This is a genomic window from Streptomyces sp. ICN903 (assembly GCF_022015835.1).
Classification (GTDB): domain Bacteria; phylum Actinomycetota; class Actinomycetes; order Streptomycetales; family Streptomycetaceae; genus Streptomyces; species Streptomyces fenghuangensis.
The window spans coordinates 1-15524 of the sequence record NZ_JAKMAY010000125.1 but is presented as its reverse complement, the minus strand read 5'-3'; the positions used below and the strand labels follow the sequence as shown (position 1 = coordinate 15524).

13 protein-coding genes are annotated in these 15524 nt (G+C 74.8%); 4 read left to right on the top strand and 9 right to left on the bottom strand.

Annotation, left to right across the window (positions count from 1 at the left end; all coding sequences use genetic code 11):
• A partial coding sequence (locus tag L7D48_RS14835; protein ID WP_237879907.1) for a multicopper oxidase domain-containing protein occupies positions 1-583 on the top strand: 583 nt, incomplete at its 5' end.
• Between the two features lie 91 nt (positions 584-674).
• On the opposite strand, the gene L7D48_RS14830 is transcribed toward L7D48_RS14835, so the two are convergent.
• On the bottom strand, positions 675-1235 hold the full coding sequence (locus L7D48_RS14830) for an NAD(P)H-dependent oxidoreductase (protein WP_237879906.1): 561 nt from the start codon (positions 1233-1235) through the stop codon (positions 675-677).
• 119 nt (positions 1236-1354) lie between these two features.
• Here L7D48_RS14830 and L7D48_RS14825 point away from each other — a divergent pair, with 119 nt between their 5' ends.
• Complete coding sequence (locus L7D48_RS14825; protein ID WP_374492271.1) at positions 1355-2005, top strand: TetR/AcrR family transcriptional regulator; 651 nt, start codon at positions 1355-1357, stop codon at positions 2003-2005.
• A 66-nt stretch (positions 2006-2071) separates the two neighbouring features.
• Here the strand turns inward: L7D48_RS14825 and L7D48_RS14820 are convergent, their stop codons facing one another.
• Together L7D48_RS14820 and L7D48_RS14815 are read right to left on the bottom strand one after the other, a co-directional pair.
• Positions 2072-2704: an MBL fold metallo-hydrolase gene (locus tag L7D48_RS14820; RefSeq protein WP_237879905.1), complete on the bottom strand. Its 633-nt coding sequence runs from the start codon at positions 2702-2704 to the stop codon at positions 2072-2074.
• Positions 2701-3786: an S-(hydroxymethyl)mycothiol dehydrogenase gene (locus L7D48_RS14815; RefSeq protein WP_237879904.1), complete on the bottom strand. Its 1086-nt coding sequence runs from the start codon at positions 3784-3786 to the stop codon at positions 2701-2703. The genes L7D48_RS14820 and L7D48_RS14815 overlap by 4 nt, the downstream gene beginning before the upstream one ends.
• A gap of 382 nt (positions 3787-4168) precedes the next feature.
• Here L7D48_RS14815 and L7D48_RS14810 point away from each other — a divergent pair, with 382 nt between their 5' ends.
• Complete coding sequence (locus L7D48_RS14810) at positions 4169-5017, top strand: putative protein N(5)-glutamine methyltransferase (RefSeq protein WP_237879903.1); 849 nt, start codon at positions 4169-4171, stop codon at positions 5015-5017.
• Positions 5018-5119: 102 nt separating this feature from the next.
• Here L7D48_RS14810 and L7D48_RS14805 read toward each other — a convergent pair whose 3' ends face one another.
• The 3 genes from L7D48_RS14805 to L7D48_RS14795 form a co-directional block, all read right to left on the bottom strand.
• On the bottom strand, positions 5120-7744 hold the full coding sequence (locus tag L7D48_RS14805; protein WP_237879909.1) for a glycoside hydrolase family 9 protein: 2625 nt from the start codon (positions 7742-7744) through the stop codon (positions 5120-5122).
• Between the two features lie 296 nt (positions 7745-8040).
• The gene (locus L7D48_RS14800) at positions 8041-9303 is read right to left on the bottom strand and encodes an NAD(P)-binding domain-containing protein (protein WP_237879902.1); all 1263 of its coding nucleotides are present in this window, start codon (positions 9301-9303) and stop codon (positions 8041-8043) included.
• Positions 9304-9334: 31 nt separating this feature from the next.
• Complete coding sequence (locus L7D48_RS14795; protein WP_237879901.1) at positions 9335-10819, bottom strand: ATP-grasp domain-containing protein; 1485 nt, start codon at positions 10817-10819, stop codon at positions 9335-9337.
• Between the two features lie 350 nt (positions 10820-11169).
• Between L7D48_RS14795 and L7D48_RS14790 the strand changes: the two genes are divergently transcribed.
• Complete coding sequence (locus tag L7D48_RS14790; protein ID WP_237879900.1) at positions 11170-12342, top strand: glycoside hydrolase family 26 protein; 1173 nt, start codon at positions 11170-11172, stop codon at positions 12340-12342.
• A 98-nt stretch (positions 12343-12440) separates the two neighbouring features.
• Here L7D48_RS14790 and L7D48_RS14785 read toward each other — a convergent pair whose 3' ends face one another.
• From L7D48_RS14785 to L7D48_RS14775, 3 genes are all read right to left on the bottom strand, one after another.
• Positions 12441-13403, bottom strand: coding sequence for a hypothetical protein (locus L7D48_RS14785; RefSeq protein WP_237879899.1), 963 nt, complete (start codon positions 13401-13403; stop codon positions 12441-12443).
• 6 nt (positions 13404-13409) lie between these two features.
• Positions 13410-14666 carry a glycosyltransferase gene (locus tag L7D48_RS14780; RefSeq protein WP_237879898.1) on the bottom strand — a complete coding sequence of 419 codons (1257 nt, stop codon included), beginning with the start codon at positions 14664-14666 and terminating at the stop codon, positions 13410-13412.
• A gap of 76 nt (positions 14667-14742) precedes the next feature.
• Positions 14743-15474 (bottom strand): polysaccharide deacetylase family protein, encoded by a 732-nt coding sequence (locus L7D48_RS14775; protein WP_237879908.1) that lies wholly within the window; start codon positions 15472-15474, stop codon positions 14743-14745.
• Positions 15475-15524 lie beyond the last annotated feature (50 nt).

Here is a 15524-nt window from a genome sequence, read left to right as displayed (position 1 = left end):
CGGCACCCCCGTGGCCCCGCCCGCCGACCAGGTGATGCGGTTCCGGGTGAACCGGCCCCGCGACGAGCGGGTTCCCGAGCCCCGGCTGCCGCGGACGCTGCGCCGCGCCCCCTTCCGGATCTCCAGGCCCCCGGCCCGGACCCGCCGGCTGCTGCTGTCCGAGGGCACCGACGAGTTCGGCAGGATGAAGCCGCTGCTGGGCACCGCGGAGCAGGGCCGGCTGGAGTGGTCCGAGCCGGTCACCGAGGACCCCGGGCTGCACACCGCCGAGATCTGGGAGGTGTTCAACGCCACGTACGACACCCACCCGGTCCACCTGCACATGGTGCGGTTCCAGGTGCTGGACCGGGCCCCGTTCAGGGCCGACCGGGATCCGCAGACCGGGTCGCTGTCCAACATCGAGATCGGGCTGCCGCAGCAGCCGGACGCCACCGAACTGGGGCCGAAGGACACCGTGTCGGCTCCGCCCTGGCGGGTCACCCGGATCAAGGCGCTCTTCGACAGGCCCGGCCTGTACGTCTGGCACTGCCACATCCTCGAGCACGAGGACCACGAGATGATGCGGAACTACCAGGTCCGCTGAATCGCGAAGCAGTGCGGGAGGGGTCCTCCGGCTTCCGGAGGACCCCTCCCGCACTGCCGCGCCGACGTACTGCCGCGCCGACGCGGTCCGGTCAGACGGCGGACGGCTCGGCGGCGGCCGAGACCTGGCCGAGGACCTCGACGAGCTGCCCGGTGGTCTCGGCGTCGTCGGCCGGGTGGGCCTCGGCGAAGCGCACGACCGAGTTGGGGATGGAGAGCTTCACGTCCTCCAGCACCCTGGCGCCCGCGATGCCGACGGCCTTGCGGGTCTCGTCCTGCGCCCACACGCCGCCGTACTGCCCGAAGGCGGTGCCGACGACGGCCACCGGCTTGCCGGACAGGGCGCCGGCGCCGTAGGGACGGGAGAGCCAGTCGATCGCGTTCTTCAGCACGGCCGGGATGGTGCCGTTGTACTCGGGCGAGAACAGCAGGAAGGCGTCGGCCCCGCCGGCCACCTCGCGCAGCCGCGCGGCCTCGGCGGGCACGGAGCCCTCGACGTCGACGTCCTCGTTGTAGAAGGGGATGTCGCCCAGCCCTTCGTGGACGACGATCTCGACGCCCTCGGGGGCGTGCTTCACGGCGGCCTCGGCGAGCTGGCGGTTGTGCGAGCCGGAGCGGAGGCTGCCGACGAGGGCGAGGATGCGGACGGACATGGCGTCTCCTGTGGGGATCGGGGAGGGGCGGAGCGGTAAGCGGACCGTGGTCCGCATACTTTCTAGCACGCTAACCGGACCGTGGTCCATTTTCTTCCCCGGGGAGTACGCTGAGTCCCGTGACTCCGATCGCGCCGCCCGACGACGAACAGGGCCACCCCGGGCAGACGGCCGGGCAGCCGCTGCTGCCGCTGGCGGGCCAGACGCCTCCCATGCGCGCGGACGCGGCCCGCAACCGGACGCGTCTGCTGGAGGCCGCCGCCCGGCTGGTGGCCGAGCGGGGCCCCGAGCACCTGACCATGGAGGCCGTCGCGGCGGCCGCCTCGGTCGGCAAGGGGACCGTCTTCCGGCGCTTCGGCGACCGGGGCGGGCTGCTCATGGCCCTCCTCGACCACTCCGAGCGCCTCTACCAGGAGTCCTTCCTCACCGGTCCCCCGCCGCTGGGGCCCGGGGCGCCCCCCGTACGGCGGCTGGAGGAGTTCGGCATCGCCACGCTCAGGCATCTGGCCGCCCACCGGGCCCTGTTGCTGGCCGCCGAGCCGGAGGCGTGCCGGCGCTTCGAGCCCCCACCCCGCCGTCTGGCCCTCACCCACCTCACCGCGCTGCTGCGCGAGGCCGGCGCCGGCGGCGACGCCGAACTGCTGGCCCACACTCTGGCGAGCCATCTGGACGTCGCACTGCTGCACCACCTCACCCAGCGCCGCGGCATGACGCTGGAGCGCCTGGAGGCCGGCTGGCTCGACCTGGTCGCCCGTATCACCCGCACCTGACCCGCCGGCCCTCCCGGCCCGCCGTACCGCCCCGGCCCGCACCTCTCCGCTCGCGTCGGCGCGGGCTCAGTGGCCCCGGTCGATCCACTCCTGGAGGTGGGGCGCCTCGGCGCCGATGGTGGTGGACTCGCCGTGGCCGGTGCGCACCACCGTCTCCGGCGGCAGGGTGAGCAGCCTGTCGCGGATGGAGTCGATGATGGTCGGGAAGTGGGAGAAGGACCGTCCCGTGGCCCCGGGGCCGCCGGCGAAGAGGGTGTCGCCGGTGAAGACCGTGCCCAGCGCCGGGGCGTACAGGCAGACCGCGCCGGGCGCGTGGCCGGGGGTGTGGAGCACCGTCAGCCCCGTCCCGGCGACGGTGAGCGTCTGCCCGTCGGCCAGTTCCCCGTCCGGCGCGTGGCCGGGGTGGGTCAGATCCCACAGCGGCCGGTCGTCGGGGTGGACGAGGACGGGCGCGCCGGTGGCCTCGGCCAGGGCCGGGGCGGCGTCGATGTGGTCGTCGTGGGCGTGGGTGCACACGATGGCGGTCAGCCGCCGCCCGCCCAGCGCGCGGGCGATGGCGTCGGCGTCGTGGGCGGCGTCGACGACCAGCGCCTCGTCCTCGTCGCCGACGATCCAGACGTTGTTGTCCACCTCCCAGGTGCCGCCGTCCAGGGAGAAGGTGCCGGAGGTGGTCAGATGGTCGACGCGTACGGTGCTCACAGGACCACCACCGAGCGCAGCACGTCGCCGGCCACCATGCGGTCGAACGACTCCTCCACCCCGTCCAGCGCGATGGTCTCGCTGACGAACGCGTCCAGGTCCAGCCGGCCCTGGAGGTAGAGGTCGATGAGCATGGGGAAGTCGCGGGAGGGCAGGCAGTCGCCGTACCAGGAGGACTTCAGCGCCCCGCCGCGGCCGAAGACGTCCAGCAGCGGCAGCTCCAGCCTCATCTCGGGGGTGGGCACCCCCACCAGCACCACCGTCCCGGCCAGGTCCCGGGCGTAGAAGGCCTGCCGGTAGGTCTCGGGGACGCCGACGGCGTCGATGACCACGTCCGCGCCGAACCCTCCGGTCAGCTCCCGCACCGCCTCCACCGGATCGTTCTCGCGGGAGTCGACGGTGTGGGTGGCTCCCAGTTTCCGGGCGGTGGCCAGCTTGCGGTCGTCGATGTCGACGGCGATGACCCGCGAGGCCCCGGCCAGGTTGGCGCCCATCACCGCCGCCCCGCCCACCCCGCCGCAGCCGATGACGGCCACGCTGTCGCCGCGCTGGACGTTCCCGGTGTTCAGCGCGGCGCCGAGGCCGGCCATCACACCGCAGCCCAGCAGGCCGGCGACGGCCGGCGACGCGTCCGGGTCGACCCTGGTGCACTGCCCGGCGTGGACCAGGGTCTTGTCCGCGAACGCCCCGATGCCCAGTGCGGCGGTCAGCTCGGTGCCGTCCTCCAGCGTCATCTTCCGCGCGGCGTTGTGGGTGGCGAAGCAGTACCAGGGCCGTCCGCGGCGGCAGGCGCGGCACTGCCCGCACACCGCGCGCCAGTTCAGGACCACGAAGTCGCCGGGTTCCACCTCGCTCACCCCCTCGCCGACCGACTCCACCACGCCCGCGGCCTCGTGCCCCAGCATGAACGGGAAGTCGTCGGAGATACCGCCCTGGCGGTAGTGCAGGTCGGTGTGGCACACCCCGCACGCCTGCACCTTCACCACCGCCTCGCCGGGGCCGGGGTCGGGCACCACGACCGTCTCGACGGTGACCGGCTCGTTCTTCCGCCGGGCGATGACCGCCCGCACCTTCTGTGACACGTCCTCGCAGCCTCTCCTGTGGTCGGGGATCCTTCGGCCCGCCTCGGCGGCGGGCCCGATCCCACCGCTACCCCGAACCTCCCCCGCCGACCCGCCGACCCGCCGCACGGCCCGCGACGGATCCGCGGGCGGGCCACGCGGACGGAAGACGCTCACCGCGTTCGGTCCCGGGGAGCGGCGAGGGCCGGCGGTGGTCCGGCTCCGCCGGACGGCCGGCCGCGGTGCTGTAGTGTTGCCGCTCCGCAACGCAGTGCGACGCGAGGGGGTGGGACCGGTCGACGCCAGGTCAGGCAGGGCTCTCTCGTCCCTCGGTCCCGCGAAGGCGCCGGTTCCCCGGCGCGGGTGACCGTGAGAGCGCTCTTCGGCATTCCGAAAGGCCCTCATGTCCCATCCTTCCTCCTTCTCCGCTCCCTCCGCTCCCCCAGGTCCTTCCGTCCTGTCCGCCGTCGCCGCCCGGCTGCGGGCCGCGGGCTGCGTCTTCGCCGAGGACGAGGCGCGGTTGATGTTGTCCGCCGCACGCGACCCCGGTGAACTCGCCGCCATGGTGGAGCGCCGGGCCGGCGGTCTGCCGCTCGAACACGTCCTGGGCTGGGCGGAGTTCTGCGGTCTGCGCGTCGCAGTGGAACCCGGGGTCTTCGTGCCACGCCGCCGTACCGAGTTCCTCGCCCGGCGGGCCGCGGCGCTCGCCGGGCGCCGGCGCGGCGCCGTCGTACTCGATCTGTGCTGCGGCTCGGGCGCGGTGGGCGCCGCGGTGGCGGCGGCCACGGAGGGGGTGGAGCTCCACGCCGCCGACGTCGACCCGGCCGCGGTGCGCTGCGCGCGCCGCAACCTCGCCGCCGCCGGGGGCCGGGTGTACGAGGGTGATCTGTACGCCCCGCTGCCCTCGGCGCTGCGCGGCCGCGTCGACGTGCTGGTCGCCAACGCACCCTATGTGCCCACCGATGAGATGGGGCTGCTGCCGGCGGAGGCCCGCGAGCACGAGCCGCCGGTGGCCCTGGACGGCGGGCCGGACGGGCTGGGCGTCCAGCGGCGGGTGATCGAGGAGGCACCGCGGTGGCTGGCGCCGGGCGGGCGTCTGCTGGTGGAGACGGGCGGGCACCAGGCGACGCGAACCGCCGAGGCCGTCGCCCGGGCCGGTCTGGTGCCTCGGACGGCCGTCTGCGAGGAGCTGCGCGCCACCGTCGTCGTCGGCTCCCCGCCCGGTGCCGGTGACGGGCTGCGGCAGGGCTGACGGCCGGACCGACGGCGGAACCGACGGCGGAGGGCCGGGGCGCCCCGGTGCGGGGTGCCCCGGCCCTCCGGTCGGGTGGTGCGCGGTCGAAGGTGCGTCAGGTCACTTGACCGCGCACGCCTTCCCGTTCAGGGAGACGGCGTCCGGGTCGGCCGCCTGGCCGCCGGAGGTTCCGTTGAAGCCGAAGTTCACGGAGCCGTTCGCCGGGATGGTGCTGTTCCACTGCGCCGGTTTGGCCACGACGTCCCGCCCGGTCTGGACGACCTGGGCGTTCCACGCCTGGGTGATCCTCTGGTCGTCGGCGAAGGACCAGGTCAGCTCCCAGCCGCTGAGCGTGGCGGTGCCGGTGTTCTTGACCGTCACGTTGGTGCTGAAGCCGCTGTTCCACCGGTTGGAGGAGTAGGTCACCTCGCAGGAGGGCGTCTCGTCCGGGTCCTCGCCGCCCGGGTCCTCGCCACCCGGGTCCTCGCCGCCGTCGCCGCCCCGGCCGAGGTCGTCGAGGTAGGAGGCGACCCAGGCCAGCGGGGCGTTCCAGTTGATGGTGATCTCGTTGGTGGCCCAGGACTCGATGTGGTCGATGTAGCACATCGCCGGGGCGCAGCCCTGGAGCTTGTCCTGGGCGATCGGGTCCTGGATCTCGACGTTCGGGCCGCCCGCGACGGAGCCGGGTGCCGGGTTGGGCAGGTCAGGGTCGAGCTGGTTGGCCCAGAACCGATGGTGCTGGTTGCGCGAGTCGCGCTCGCCGTAGCCGGTGACGTAGGACTGGTTGAGCGGATTGCGGCCCAGCAGATAGTCCATGCCGCGCAGCACCGCGTCGCGGTAGGCGCTCTCGCCGGTCAGGTCGTGCGCGGTGGCCAGGACCACCATGTTGTTGAGGACCTGGCTGTTGGAGCCCCACACGTAGTGGTTGTCCTGCGGTGCGTAGGGCACGCCGTAGGCGGCGCCGCGGGAGTCGGCGGCGTAGCCGTCGGCGGCCTCGGTGACCATGGCTCGCACGCCCTGCAGCTGGGCGTCGGTCATCTCGTTGGGCACGGTGGCCAGGCTGAGCGCGCCCAGGCCGGCGGTGGCGCCCCAGGACATGCCGCCGCGCGGGAAGACGGTGTCGGTGTCGCCGTGCAGCGGGGAGTTCAGGACCTCCTGGCGGTAGGTCTCGTTCCCGGTGGTGACGAAGAGCTCGGCCGCGGCCCAGTAGAACTCGTCGGACACGTCGTTGTCGCTGTAGGCGCCGCCGCCGGTGCCGTCGTTGGGGTCGGCGAGCATGTCCGGGTGCGCCTTGGCGGCGGCCCAGGCGGTCTCGGCCGCGTCCAGGCACCGCGCGGCGAAGTCCTCGTCGTACTGCTCGAACAGGCGGGCGCACTGGGCGGCGGTGGCGGCCACGTTGAGGGTGGCGGCGGTGGACGGCGCGTGCAGCTCGCGCGGCTGCGGGTCCTGGTGCGGCAGCAGCGGCAGCCCGGTCCATGCCCTGTCGTGGATCTTGTGGTGGGCCATGCCGGCGAGCTCCTCGCCGGCGGGCACCATCATCCGCATCAGGAAGTCCATCTGCCAGCGGGCCTCGTCCAGCACGTCCGGGACGCCGTTGCCGCGCTCGGGGACGCGGAGCTTCCCGTCGCCGAGCGCGGCGCCGTCGGCTCCCTCGGCGGTGAGGGTGCGCTCGTAGTTGGACATCACCTGGGCGACGGAGATGCCGCCGTTGACGACGTACTTGCCGTGGTCACCGGCGTCGTACCAGCCGCCGGAGACGTCCAGGGTGTAGTCGCACAGGCCCTCCTGGCACGGGACCTCGGTGTCGCCCTGGTTGGGCGCGACGCCGACGTGTCCGGCGGGACGGGCGTACTCCTCGCCCACCAGGTCGGCGTCGATCTCGATGCCGCTGCGGTTGTGGTAGAAGTACGCCAGCGCGTCCGAGCGCAGCTGCGAGTACAGGTCGTCGCCGATGTCGAAGGGCTCGCTGGTCTCACCGTCGATGGTGACGGTGTAGCCCTCGCCCGCCTCGGTGAAGTCGCCGAAGTCGAAGGTGTGGACGTTCTGGCGCGAGGTGGGGTCGACGCCGGCGGGGGTGGTGGTGCCGGAGGCCTTCTCGGTGCCGTCGGCGTCCTTGAGCGTCCAGGCCAGGGCCGAGGTCTTCTCGGTGACGAAGGTGCCGTTCTTGGGCCCCTCGGTGAGGTAGCCGACCTGGTTGACGCGTACCGGCGAGCCGGTGTCGGGCTCGTAGACGGGCGGCTCGGCGCCGCCGGTGAGCGAGACGTCGTCCAGGCAGAAGGTGTACGCCTGCTCGCTGCCGCCGATCTGGAAGGCGAGCTGGGCGGCCTCGTGGTCGGCGCCCGCGGTGAAGACGTGGGTGAAGGTCTTCGCCTCCGCGCCGATCTGGTCGGCCGAGGCGTGCTCGGTGGTCCAGGGCTCGGTGGCCATCTGGACGTTGGTGCGGACGGTGATCGGCTCGGTGGCGCTGGCGGTGAAGCTCAGCTCGTAGCCCTCGCCCGCCGCGAGCGGTATGTCGTTCTGACCGACGATGGCGTCCCAGGGGTTCTCCGTGCCGGCGGGCACCTCGGCGCACAGACGGCCGTCCACGACCTCGCCGGGGCTGTTCTCCGTCCACCACCAGCCGGTGGTGCCGTTGGAGAAGTCGCCGTTGGTGATCAGTTCGGGCCCGTCGGCGGACTCGGCCGCCAGCGCGGGGGCGGTCAGGGCGCCGGCCAGCAGTCCGGCGGCGGCCACGGCGCCCAGCACGCGGTGCCTGCCGCGGTGCGGGCGGCGCGTCGCCCGGGGCTGAGGGGGCGGGTGAGGTGTCACAGTTCGGTCCTTCCGGCGTGGGGAAAACGGACGGGGCGACGCGACGGCATGACGAGACGCGCTCCACAACCTCTGGGAGCGCTCCCATAGATCGTGGGGTGCATGACAGGAACCGTCAAGACGTCGGACGCCGCCAACGGATTCCCGCAACCGGACGGCCCGCCGGCGGGCCGCCTGCCGGCCACGGCGCGCGTTCCCGGGCCCGCGGCGGCGCGGGCCCGGGAACGCGCGGCTCAGCCCAGGGTCACCGTGGCCCGGGCGCCGGCCGAGCGCCGGCTGCCGGGCACCGGGGCGCCCCGCCGCCCGCCCAGCCGGCGCCGGACCCCGCGCACCAGCCGCTCCGCCGTGAAACGGGCCCCGTAGACGAACCTCATGGACGGGCCGAAGGACGGCGCCGTCAGCAGCCCGGCGAAGAACAGGCCCGGCACCGAGGACTCGAACCGGCCGTCCACCTCGGGCGCCCGGCCGGTCCCCGCCAGCCGCAGGCTGTTGCGCACATACGGGTCCAGCAGGCCCAGCCGCCCGATGTCCGGGACGAATCCGGTGGCGGCCACCACATGGTCGGTCACCAGGGTCGTCGCGGCCCCCTCGGCCGTCTCCAGACTCAGCCGCACTCCTCCACCTCCCGGGGCGGCGGCCCGCAACCGCTGACCGAGCAGCACCGGGATCCGGCTCTCCACGCGGTCGCGCAGCCACCAGGCCCCGGCCGGGCCCAGCGCCCGGTCCACGATCCGCGTCCGCAGCGCGCCGGGCAGGCGGCGGACCACCCAGGGGGTCTCGGACCACACCCAGCTGGGCCAGCCCGTGCCCAGACCGCAGTGCGGATCGACCAGGGAGCGCAGCGCGGAGCGCTCCAGGGGCTGGGGCGGGGTGTTCCAGGCGACACCGCCGGCGCGGGCCACCACCCGCGGATGGGCGCCGCACTCGGCCAGCAGGGCCGCGGTCTCCAGGGCCGCCTGCCCGGCGCCGATCACCGTGACGTCCCGGCCGCGGAAACGCGACAGGTCCCGGTGGTGGCTGCTGTGTGTGACGAGTTCGCGGGGCAGGGCCCGCAGCGGTTCGGGCCGGTGGGCGAACGGCATCAGGCCGACCGCCAGGGCCACCGTCCTCGTCAGGATCGCCTCGCCCGCCCCGGTCTCCACCAGGAAGCCCTCGGTCCGGGGGCGCACGGAGACGACCGTCTCCTCCTCGACCGGCGGCACGGCCGAACGCCCGAACCACAGCCCGTACTCGGTGAAGACGCCGATCGGCAGCGGGTTGCCGTGCTCGGCGCGCAGCCCCCTGGAGGCGCAGTAGGCGGCCAGGGTGTGCTCGCCGGAAGGGTCGGACAGGTTCGAGGACCAGGGCTCGGACTTGAGGAACATCCCCTCGGGCATGTGGTCCCGCCAGGAGGCCATCGGGCGGCCTAGGACGCGTACCCCGATCCCGGCCGCCGCCGCGTGGGACGCGATCGACAGTCCGTAGGGCCCCGCGCCCACCACTACCAGGTCGTACATGGTCGGTCACCGTTCTCTCGTCGTGGGGTCGTCATGCCGTGGGGTGTTCGGTGGTGCGCAGGTCCGCCGGGGCCCGGGGCGCCCCCAGGGGCGCTCCGGCCGCGCCGGTCAGGCCGCTCCCGCCGCCCGCGCCGCCCGCGCCTTCCGGTGCCGGCTCGCGGACCGCCGGCCGTCCCGGACGCAGCAGGCGCCGTCCCAGGCGCACCGCGGCCTTGCGCCCGCCCTGCCCCAGCCAGGACGCGGTCATGGCGAGGAAGGGCGCCGGGTCGTCCGCGGCGAACCAGGCGGTCTCCGTCTCCCGCGGCTCCCGCCTCCCCTCCCCCACGCCCTCCGCGTCGCCCGCGGCGGCCCTGCGGCCGCGCCGGGCGGCGGTGAGCGGCAGCCCTTCGGAGGGCAGTGCCGCCAGCGAGGACAGCAGGGCGTAGTTCTCCGCGACGAAGAGGCGGCCCGGCATGGGGTCGGCCGGGGCGGGGGTGCGCCCGGTGAGGTCCAGGTGCAGGGCGCGTACGACGTCCAGCCCCGAGCGGTCGGTGAACAGCCGGAACTGCGCGCCGGGACGGGGGTTGAAGTCCAGCAGCCGGTAGGTGCCGGTGGCGGCGTCGAAGCGGAAGTCCAGGTCGAGGATGCCCCGGTAGTCCAGGTGCTCGGCCAGCAGCCGCGCCGCCCGCTCGACCTCGGGGTTCGGCAGCCAGCGGCCGACCGCCGTGAGGCCGGCGCCCAGCGGCCAGGACCGCTCCTTGCGCCCGGCCCCTCCGGCCAGGCGGATCGCGCCGCCGGTGAAGCAGCCGTGGAAGAACCAGTCGGTGTCGCGTCCCCCGGGCACGAGCCGCTGGAGCAGCAGCCGGCTGCCGGCCTCGCCGCTGCGCCGGTACAGGGCGCGCGCCTGGTCCTCCGTGGCGACCACGGTGGTGCTGCGCAGTGTGCCGCCCTGGGGCAGCAGCCAGGGGCGGCTCCACTTGGCGATCAGGGGCAGGCCCAGCTCCCGGGCCGCGGCGGCGGCCTCGCCGACGCTGCGCGGGCTCACGGTCGGCGGGTGCGGGATGTCCAGTTCCGCGCACATGGCGGCCAGGCGGGCCTTGTCGGCCACCCGCTGCGGCAGTTCGGGCGGCTGCTCGGGCAGCAGGAAGCGTCCGGCGAGCCGTCCGGCGAGCCGGGCCGCGGCGATGGCGCCCATGTCGTCCATGGGGATCAGGACGGCGGGTCGTCCGATGCGGTCGGAGATCTGGCGGAGCGTCCGCTCCAGCCGGTCGTCCGACGCGCCGCCGGCGTCGACCGTCTCTCCCGTCCGGTGGGTGCCGCGGACCCCGTCCGCCGGCAGTTGGTGCCCCTGCCGCAGGTAACGGGAGCGGCCGATGGGGCAGTGCGGTGACTCGACGACGGCGTGGACCTCGACACCGGCGCGCCCCAGGGACCTGATGGCCCCCAGGGTGCCGTGGTGGAAGGGGTTCCGGTCGAGTCTCAGCAGCAGTACGGGTACCTCGGTGTCCAGCGGTTCGGTGTCCAGCGGTGGCGACATGGTGCGCAGTCCTCGGTGTTCCTCGGGAGTTCTTCCTTGCGGTTTTCTCTGGTGTTCTCTGGTTTTCTCTGGTGTTCCGTGGGGCCGTTGGGCGCTCTGCGGACTTCTCCGCCCCTCTCCGTTCTCCTCCGGTGTTCCGCCGGCGGCCCTACCGGTTTCCGGCCCCTCGGCGCCGCCGGTTCCGGAATTCCTCCCGGCGCTGGGCCGAGTGAGCGACGAAGAAAGCGAACGGGTTATCAGAAAGCAGCCCTGCGGATCATTTGAGGGATTCTCCGATTAGTGTCTCGGAAAAGACGCGCAGGGCCGGGGAGAACGAGCAGGCCGTTCTGGCGACGCAGCAAGGAGGCACCATGCCCCATCGACACCCCCGACCGGGAAGGACCGGTCGGCACCGGAAGCCCGCGGCGCCCGCCCGGCGCCGCAGACTGACGGCCGCGTGCGCCGGGGCCGTCGTCGCCGGAGCGCTGGTGGCGGGCGGCGCCTTGGCGACCGGCACGTTCGGGGACGGTGGCGGGCCCCGCCCGCCGGACGGGGCGGGCTCCTCCTCCGTGGCCGCCGGCGCCTTCCTCGGGTCGGGTTCGGACGGGGTGCGGCGGATCGCGGAGCTGCGGGAGTGGCTCGGCGGTGCGGACCTGCGGGTGGGCCACACCTATCTGCCGGGCGACACCTGGGAGCGCATCGAGAGCGACCCGTACTTCCTGCGTCCCTGGGCCGAGTGGCGGCGCGCCGACCCCGACCGGCTGTTCGTGCTCAACGTGCCGATGCAGGCCCGCAACGAGGCCGGCGTCCCCGACCACGAGGTGCGTGAACTGCTCGCCCAGGGCGCCCGGGGCCGTTTCGACCACCACTTCCGCACGCTGGCCGGGCATCTGGTCTCCGCCGGGGTGCCCGACACGGTGATCGTGCTGGGCTGGGAGATGAACGGCACCACCTACACCCACCGCTGCGCTCCGGATCCGCGGGCGTGGAAGGCGTACTGGCGGCGCATCGTCGGCGCCATGCGGTCGGTGGACGGGCAGCGGTTCCGCTTCGACTTCGCGCCCAGCCGGGGAAGGGACGCGATCGGCTGGACCGAGTGCTACCCGGGTGACGACGTGGTCGACATCATCGGAATGGACTCCTACGACCAGCCGCCCGGCGAGACGTTCGACGACCAGGTGAACCAGCCCTACGGACTCCGGCACCAGGTGGATTTCGCCGCCGCGCGCGGAAAGCCGATCTCCTATCCCGAATGGGGGCTGTTCCGCAGGGGCGACAACGCCGAGTACATGCGCCGCATGCTGGACTGGATCGAGGAGCAGAAACCGCTTTACCACACCATCAGCGACTACTGTCCGCACGGTGTGTGGCGGTGCGAGGAGAACCCCAGGTCTTCCGCGGTCTTCCGGGAGAGGATGAAGCCCGGCGCCTCGCGGCCGGGGCGGAACCGGCCGGAGTTCTGCGTGGACCTGGGCCGCTGGCTGGGCGGCTGGTTCGGCGACCGGCGGCTGTGCGTCACCCTCTCCTGGGCGAGGAAGCCCTAGACCGGTCCCCGGCCGGCCGGGTGCCGGAGCGCACGCCTCGTGCCCCGCCCCGGCCGGCGAACACACCGGCCGGGGCGGGGTACGGGGTGTGCGGCGGATCACCGGGCGGACCGCCGGCTCAGCTTCCGCCGTTCCTCCGGCGCCCCTTCCCCGGCCGTCTCCTTGCCGGGGGGCGCGGAGACGGAAGCCGCGGCCGCTGCCGCCGCCTTGGCCGCGGCCTTGACTGCGGGTGCGGGGACTCCGGAGTCCGCGGCGGGCGCTGTCTGGGCGGGAGGCGCGGGTGCCGCGGCGGAGGGTTCCGGAGCGGAGGGTTTCGGCGGGCGGGTCGCTTCGGCGGCAGGCGCCGGCCGCTCGGTGCGGGCGCTCCGGTCCGCGGCCCCGGCGGGGGCCGGTACGCCGGCGGGGACCGGGGCGCGGCGGCCCCGGGGCGCGGCCAGGATCACGAGGCCGCCGACGAGCCCGCCGGCGCAGACGCCCACCGCGACGGCGAGCGCTGCCGAGGGCGAGGCGGGCTCGGTGGGGTCGAGCGCCGGGGCGAACAGCGACAGCCGCACCCCCGTACTGCCGGCGGCATGGTTACCGGTCCTGGTCAGGGCGTTGGCCACCGCGTTGGAGGCGGCCGCGGCCCGGCCGGGGCTGGACGCGGTACCGGTGATCTCCACCATGGGCGCGTCCGGGGAGGTGGCCGAGCGCACGGCGTCGCGCAGCTCCTCCACCGGCATCCTCGCCGCCGCCCTCGCGTCGGCGAGGACGGCGCTGTCGGTGGCGACGCGGCCGTACGCCTGGGCGAAGCCGAGGGCGGTCGCCGAGTCCGCCCCGGGGCCGGGCACCACGACCACGTAACTGGTCGCGGTGTAGCGGGGTGTGGCCAGCAGGCCGTAGGCCACCGCACCGACCAGGCCCAGCAGGACTCCCAGGGCCAGCGGCCACCAGGTGGGCGGGGACGGCATCCGCCTCGGCTGCGAGAGGCGGGCGAGCGGGCCGGTGCCGCGCGGCGGCGCGGTCGTTTCGGCCGGTTCGGGAGGTTCGGTCGTGCGCGGCTCGGTCAGGGTCTCGCTCAAGGCGGGCTACCTCTTCGTCGTCGGGGCGGTCTGGGCGGCAGAGGTGGTCGGGACGGCCGGGGCGGGCAGGGACGCCGCGAGGGCGCGTACGGCGGCATGTGCGGCGGCGCCCGCGGCCGGCCTCGCGGGGGCGCGGCCGTGGAGCTCCTCGTACAGGGCCATGAGCCGGTCCGCGCCGCGGGCCACGTCGTAGCGGCGTACGGCCTCGCAGACCGGCGCCCGGCGTCTGCCGGGAGGCACCGACGACGGCTCGCGCAGCGCCGCGACCAGGCTCGCGACCCCCGGTTCGACGCGGTGCGCCCCGGGGGCGTGGGAGCGCGGCAGTTCGTCGATGGCCGGGCAGGTCACATGGAGCACGGGCAGTCCGGCCGCCAGCGCCTCCAGCACGGCCAGCCCGAAGGCCTCCTCGGCCGACGGCGAGACGAACACGTCCATGGCGCTGAGCAGTCCGGGGATGTCCGGGCGGCCCTCATGCCCGTCCGGCTCGGCCCCCACCGCTCCCCCGCACTCCCCCAGCAGCCGTACGCGGTCGGCGATGCCGAGTCCGGCGGCCAGTTCGCGCAGCCTGCCGCGCTCCGGCCCGTCCCCGGCCAGGACCAGGTGGGCCCCGGGGAGCTGGGCGACGGCCCGCACCGCGATGTCGAAGCGCTTGCCGGGCACCAGCCGTCCGACGCCGCCGACCACCAGGGCGTGCGCGGGCAGTCCCAGGCGGTTGCGCACCGAGGCGCGCACCACGGGGTCGAAGCGGAACCGGGCCGCGTCGATGCCGTTGGGGATGACCTTGATGCGTGAGCCGGGCACACCCCAGCGGCGCAGTCTGGAGGCGACGGTGGTGGAGACCGCGACGGTCGCGGTGCCCATGCGCTCGGTCGCCAGGTACAGGGCGCGGGCCCCCTGGGTGAGCGGGCGGCCCTCGATCCGCCGCTCGCCCAGGGAGTGCTCGGTGGCGACCACGGTGCGCGTCCCGGCCAGCCGCGCCGCGATCCGCCCGTAGACGCAGGCCCGGTACAGGTGGGTGTGGACGATGTCGTAGCGCCCGGCGCGGACGGTGTCCACCAGCCGCGGCAGGGCGGACAGGTCGCGGTTGCCGCTCATCCCCAGATGGGTGACGGCGGTGCCGTCGGCCTCGATGCCCTCGGCGACCGCGCCGGGGTTGGTGAGGGTGACGACGTCGCAGCACAGCGGCAGATGGCGCAGCAGCAGCCGCAGTTGCTGCTCGGCGCCGCCCGCGCCGAGGCCGGTGATGATGTGCAGCACTCTCATCGGTCCTCCTCTCCCACGCCGCGGTTCCGGGTCCGGGCCCGCCTTCCGGGCAGGCGGCCCGTCCCGCGCGCCGCCGTCACCGTCCGGCCCCGGTGAGGGATCCGGCGGCCGGGGCGGTGGGCCCGCTGGGCAGGGCCCGGCGCCGCAGGGGGTGCAGCAGCCTCTTGGCGTACAGCCGCGGCGAGGTGTCCTCCTCGCCGATGTGGACGCGGGGCAGGGCGTGCGGGCCGGTCAGCGGGCCGGGGTCGATGGCGCAGGCGTACGCGTAGCCCGCCGCCCGCACCGCCCGCACCGCGCGGTGGTCGACCGTGCCGTAGGGGTAGCAGAAGCCGTCCGCCCGGCGTCCGGTGATCTCCTCCAGCAGCAGGCGGCTGCCCTCGGTCTCCCGGCGCAGGGTCTCGTCGTCGGCCGCCGTCAGGTCGAGGTGGAGCAGCCCGTGGGAGCCGACCTCCATTCCGGCGCCGACGGCGGCGCGGATCCCCGCCTCGGTCAGCAGCGGCTTGCGCGGGCCCAGCGGATCCCACTCGTTGTCGCCGCCGAGCCTGCCGGGCAGGACGAACACGGTCGCGGTGCAGCCGTGGCGGCGCAGCAGCGGCACGGCCTCCCCGATGAAGTCGGCGTACCCGTCGTCGAAGGTCAGGCCCACCAGGCCCGCGCCGCGCCCGGCCGCTCTCTCCCGCAGCAGCTCGCCCACCCCCACGCCGCGCAGGCCGCGCCGCCGCAGCCAGCGCAGCTGGCGGTCCAGGCGGCCCGGCGAGACGGTGACGTTGTAGGGGTCCTCGGTGTGCTCGGCCACCGAGTGGTACATCAGCACCCAGGGGCGCACCGGCCGCAGCCGCGGCAGCGAGGCGGGGGCCG

What these genes read in the sequence shown, in the direction of transcription:
- L7D48_RS14830 (WP_237879906.1), bottom strand. Translation starts at nt 1,235, where the DNA reads ATGTCCGTCCGCATCCTCGCCCTCGTCGGCAGCCTCCGCTCCGGCTCG.
- L7D48_RS14810 (WP_237879903.1), top strand. Translation starts at nt 4,169, where the DNA reads ATGTCCCATCCTTCCTCCTTCTCCGCTCCCTCCGCTCCCCCAGGTCCT.
- L7D48_RS14800 (WP_237879902.1), bottom strand. Translation starts at nt 9,303, where the DNA reads ATGTACGACCTGGTAGTGGTGGGCGCGGGGCCCTACGGACTGTCGATC.
- L7D48_RS14795 (WP_237879901.1), bottom strand. Translation starts at nt 10,819, where the DNA reads ATGTCGCCACCGCTGGACACCGAACCGCTGGACACCGAGGTACCCGTA.
- L7D48_RS14790 (WP_237879900.1), top strand. Translation starts at nt 11,170, where the DNA reads ATGCCCCATCGACACCCCCGACCGGGAAGGACCGGTCGGCACCGGAAG.
- L7D48_RS14780 (WP_237879898.1), bottom strand. Translation starts at nt 14,666, where the DNA reads ATGAGAGTGCTGCACATCATCACCGGCCTCGGCGCGGGCGGCGCCGAG.
- L7D48_RS14775 (WP_237879908.1), bottom strand. Translation starts at nt 15,474, where the DNA reads ATGTACCACTCGGTGGCCGAGCACACCGAGGACCCCTACAACGTCACC.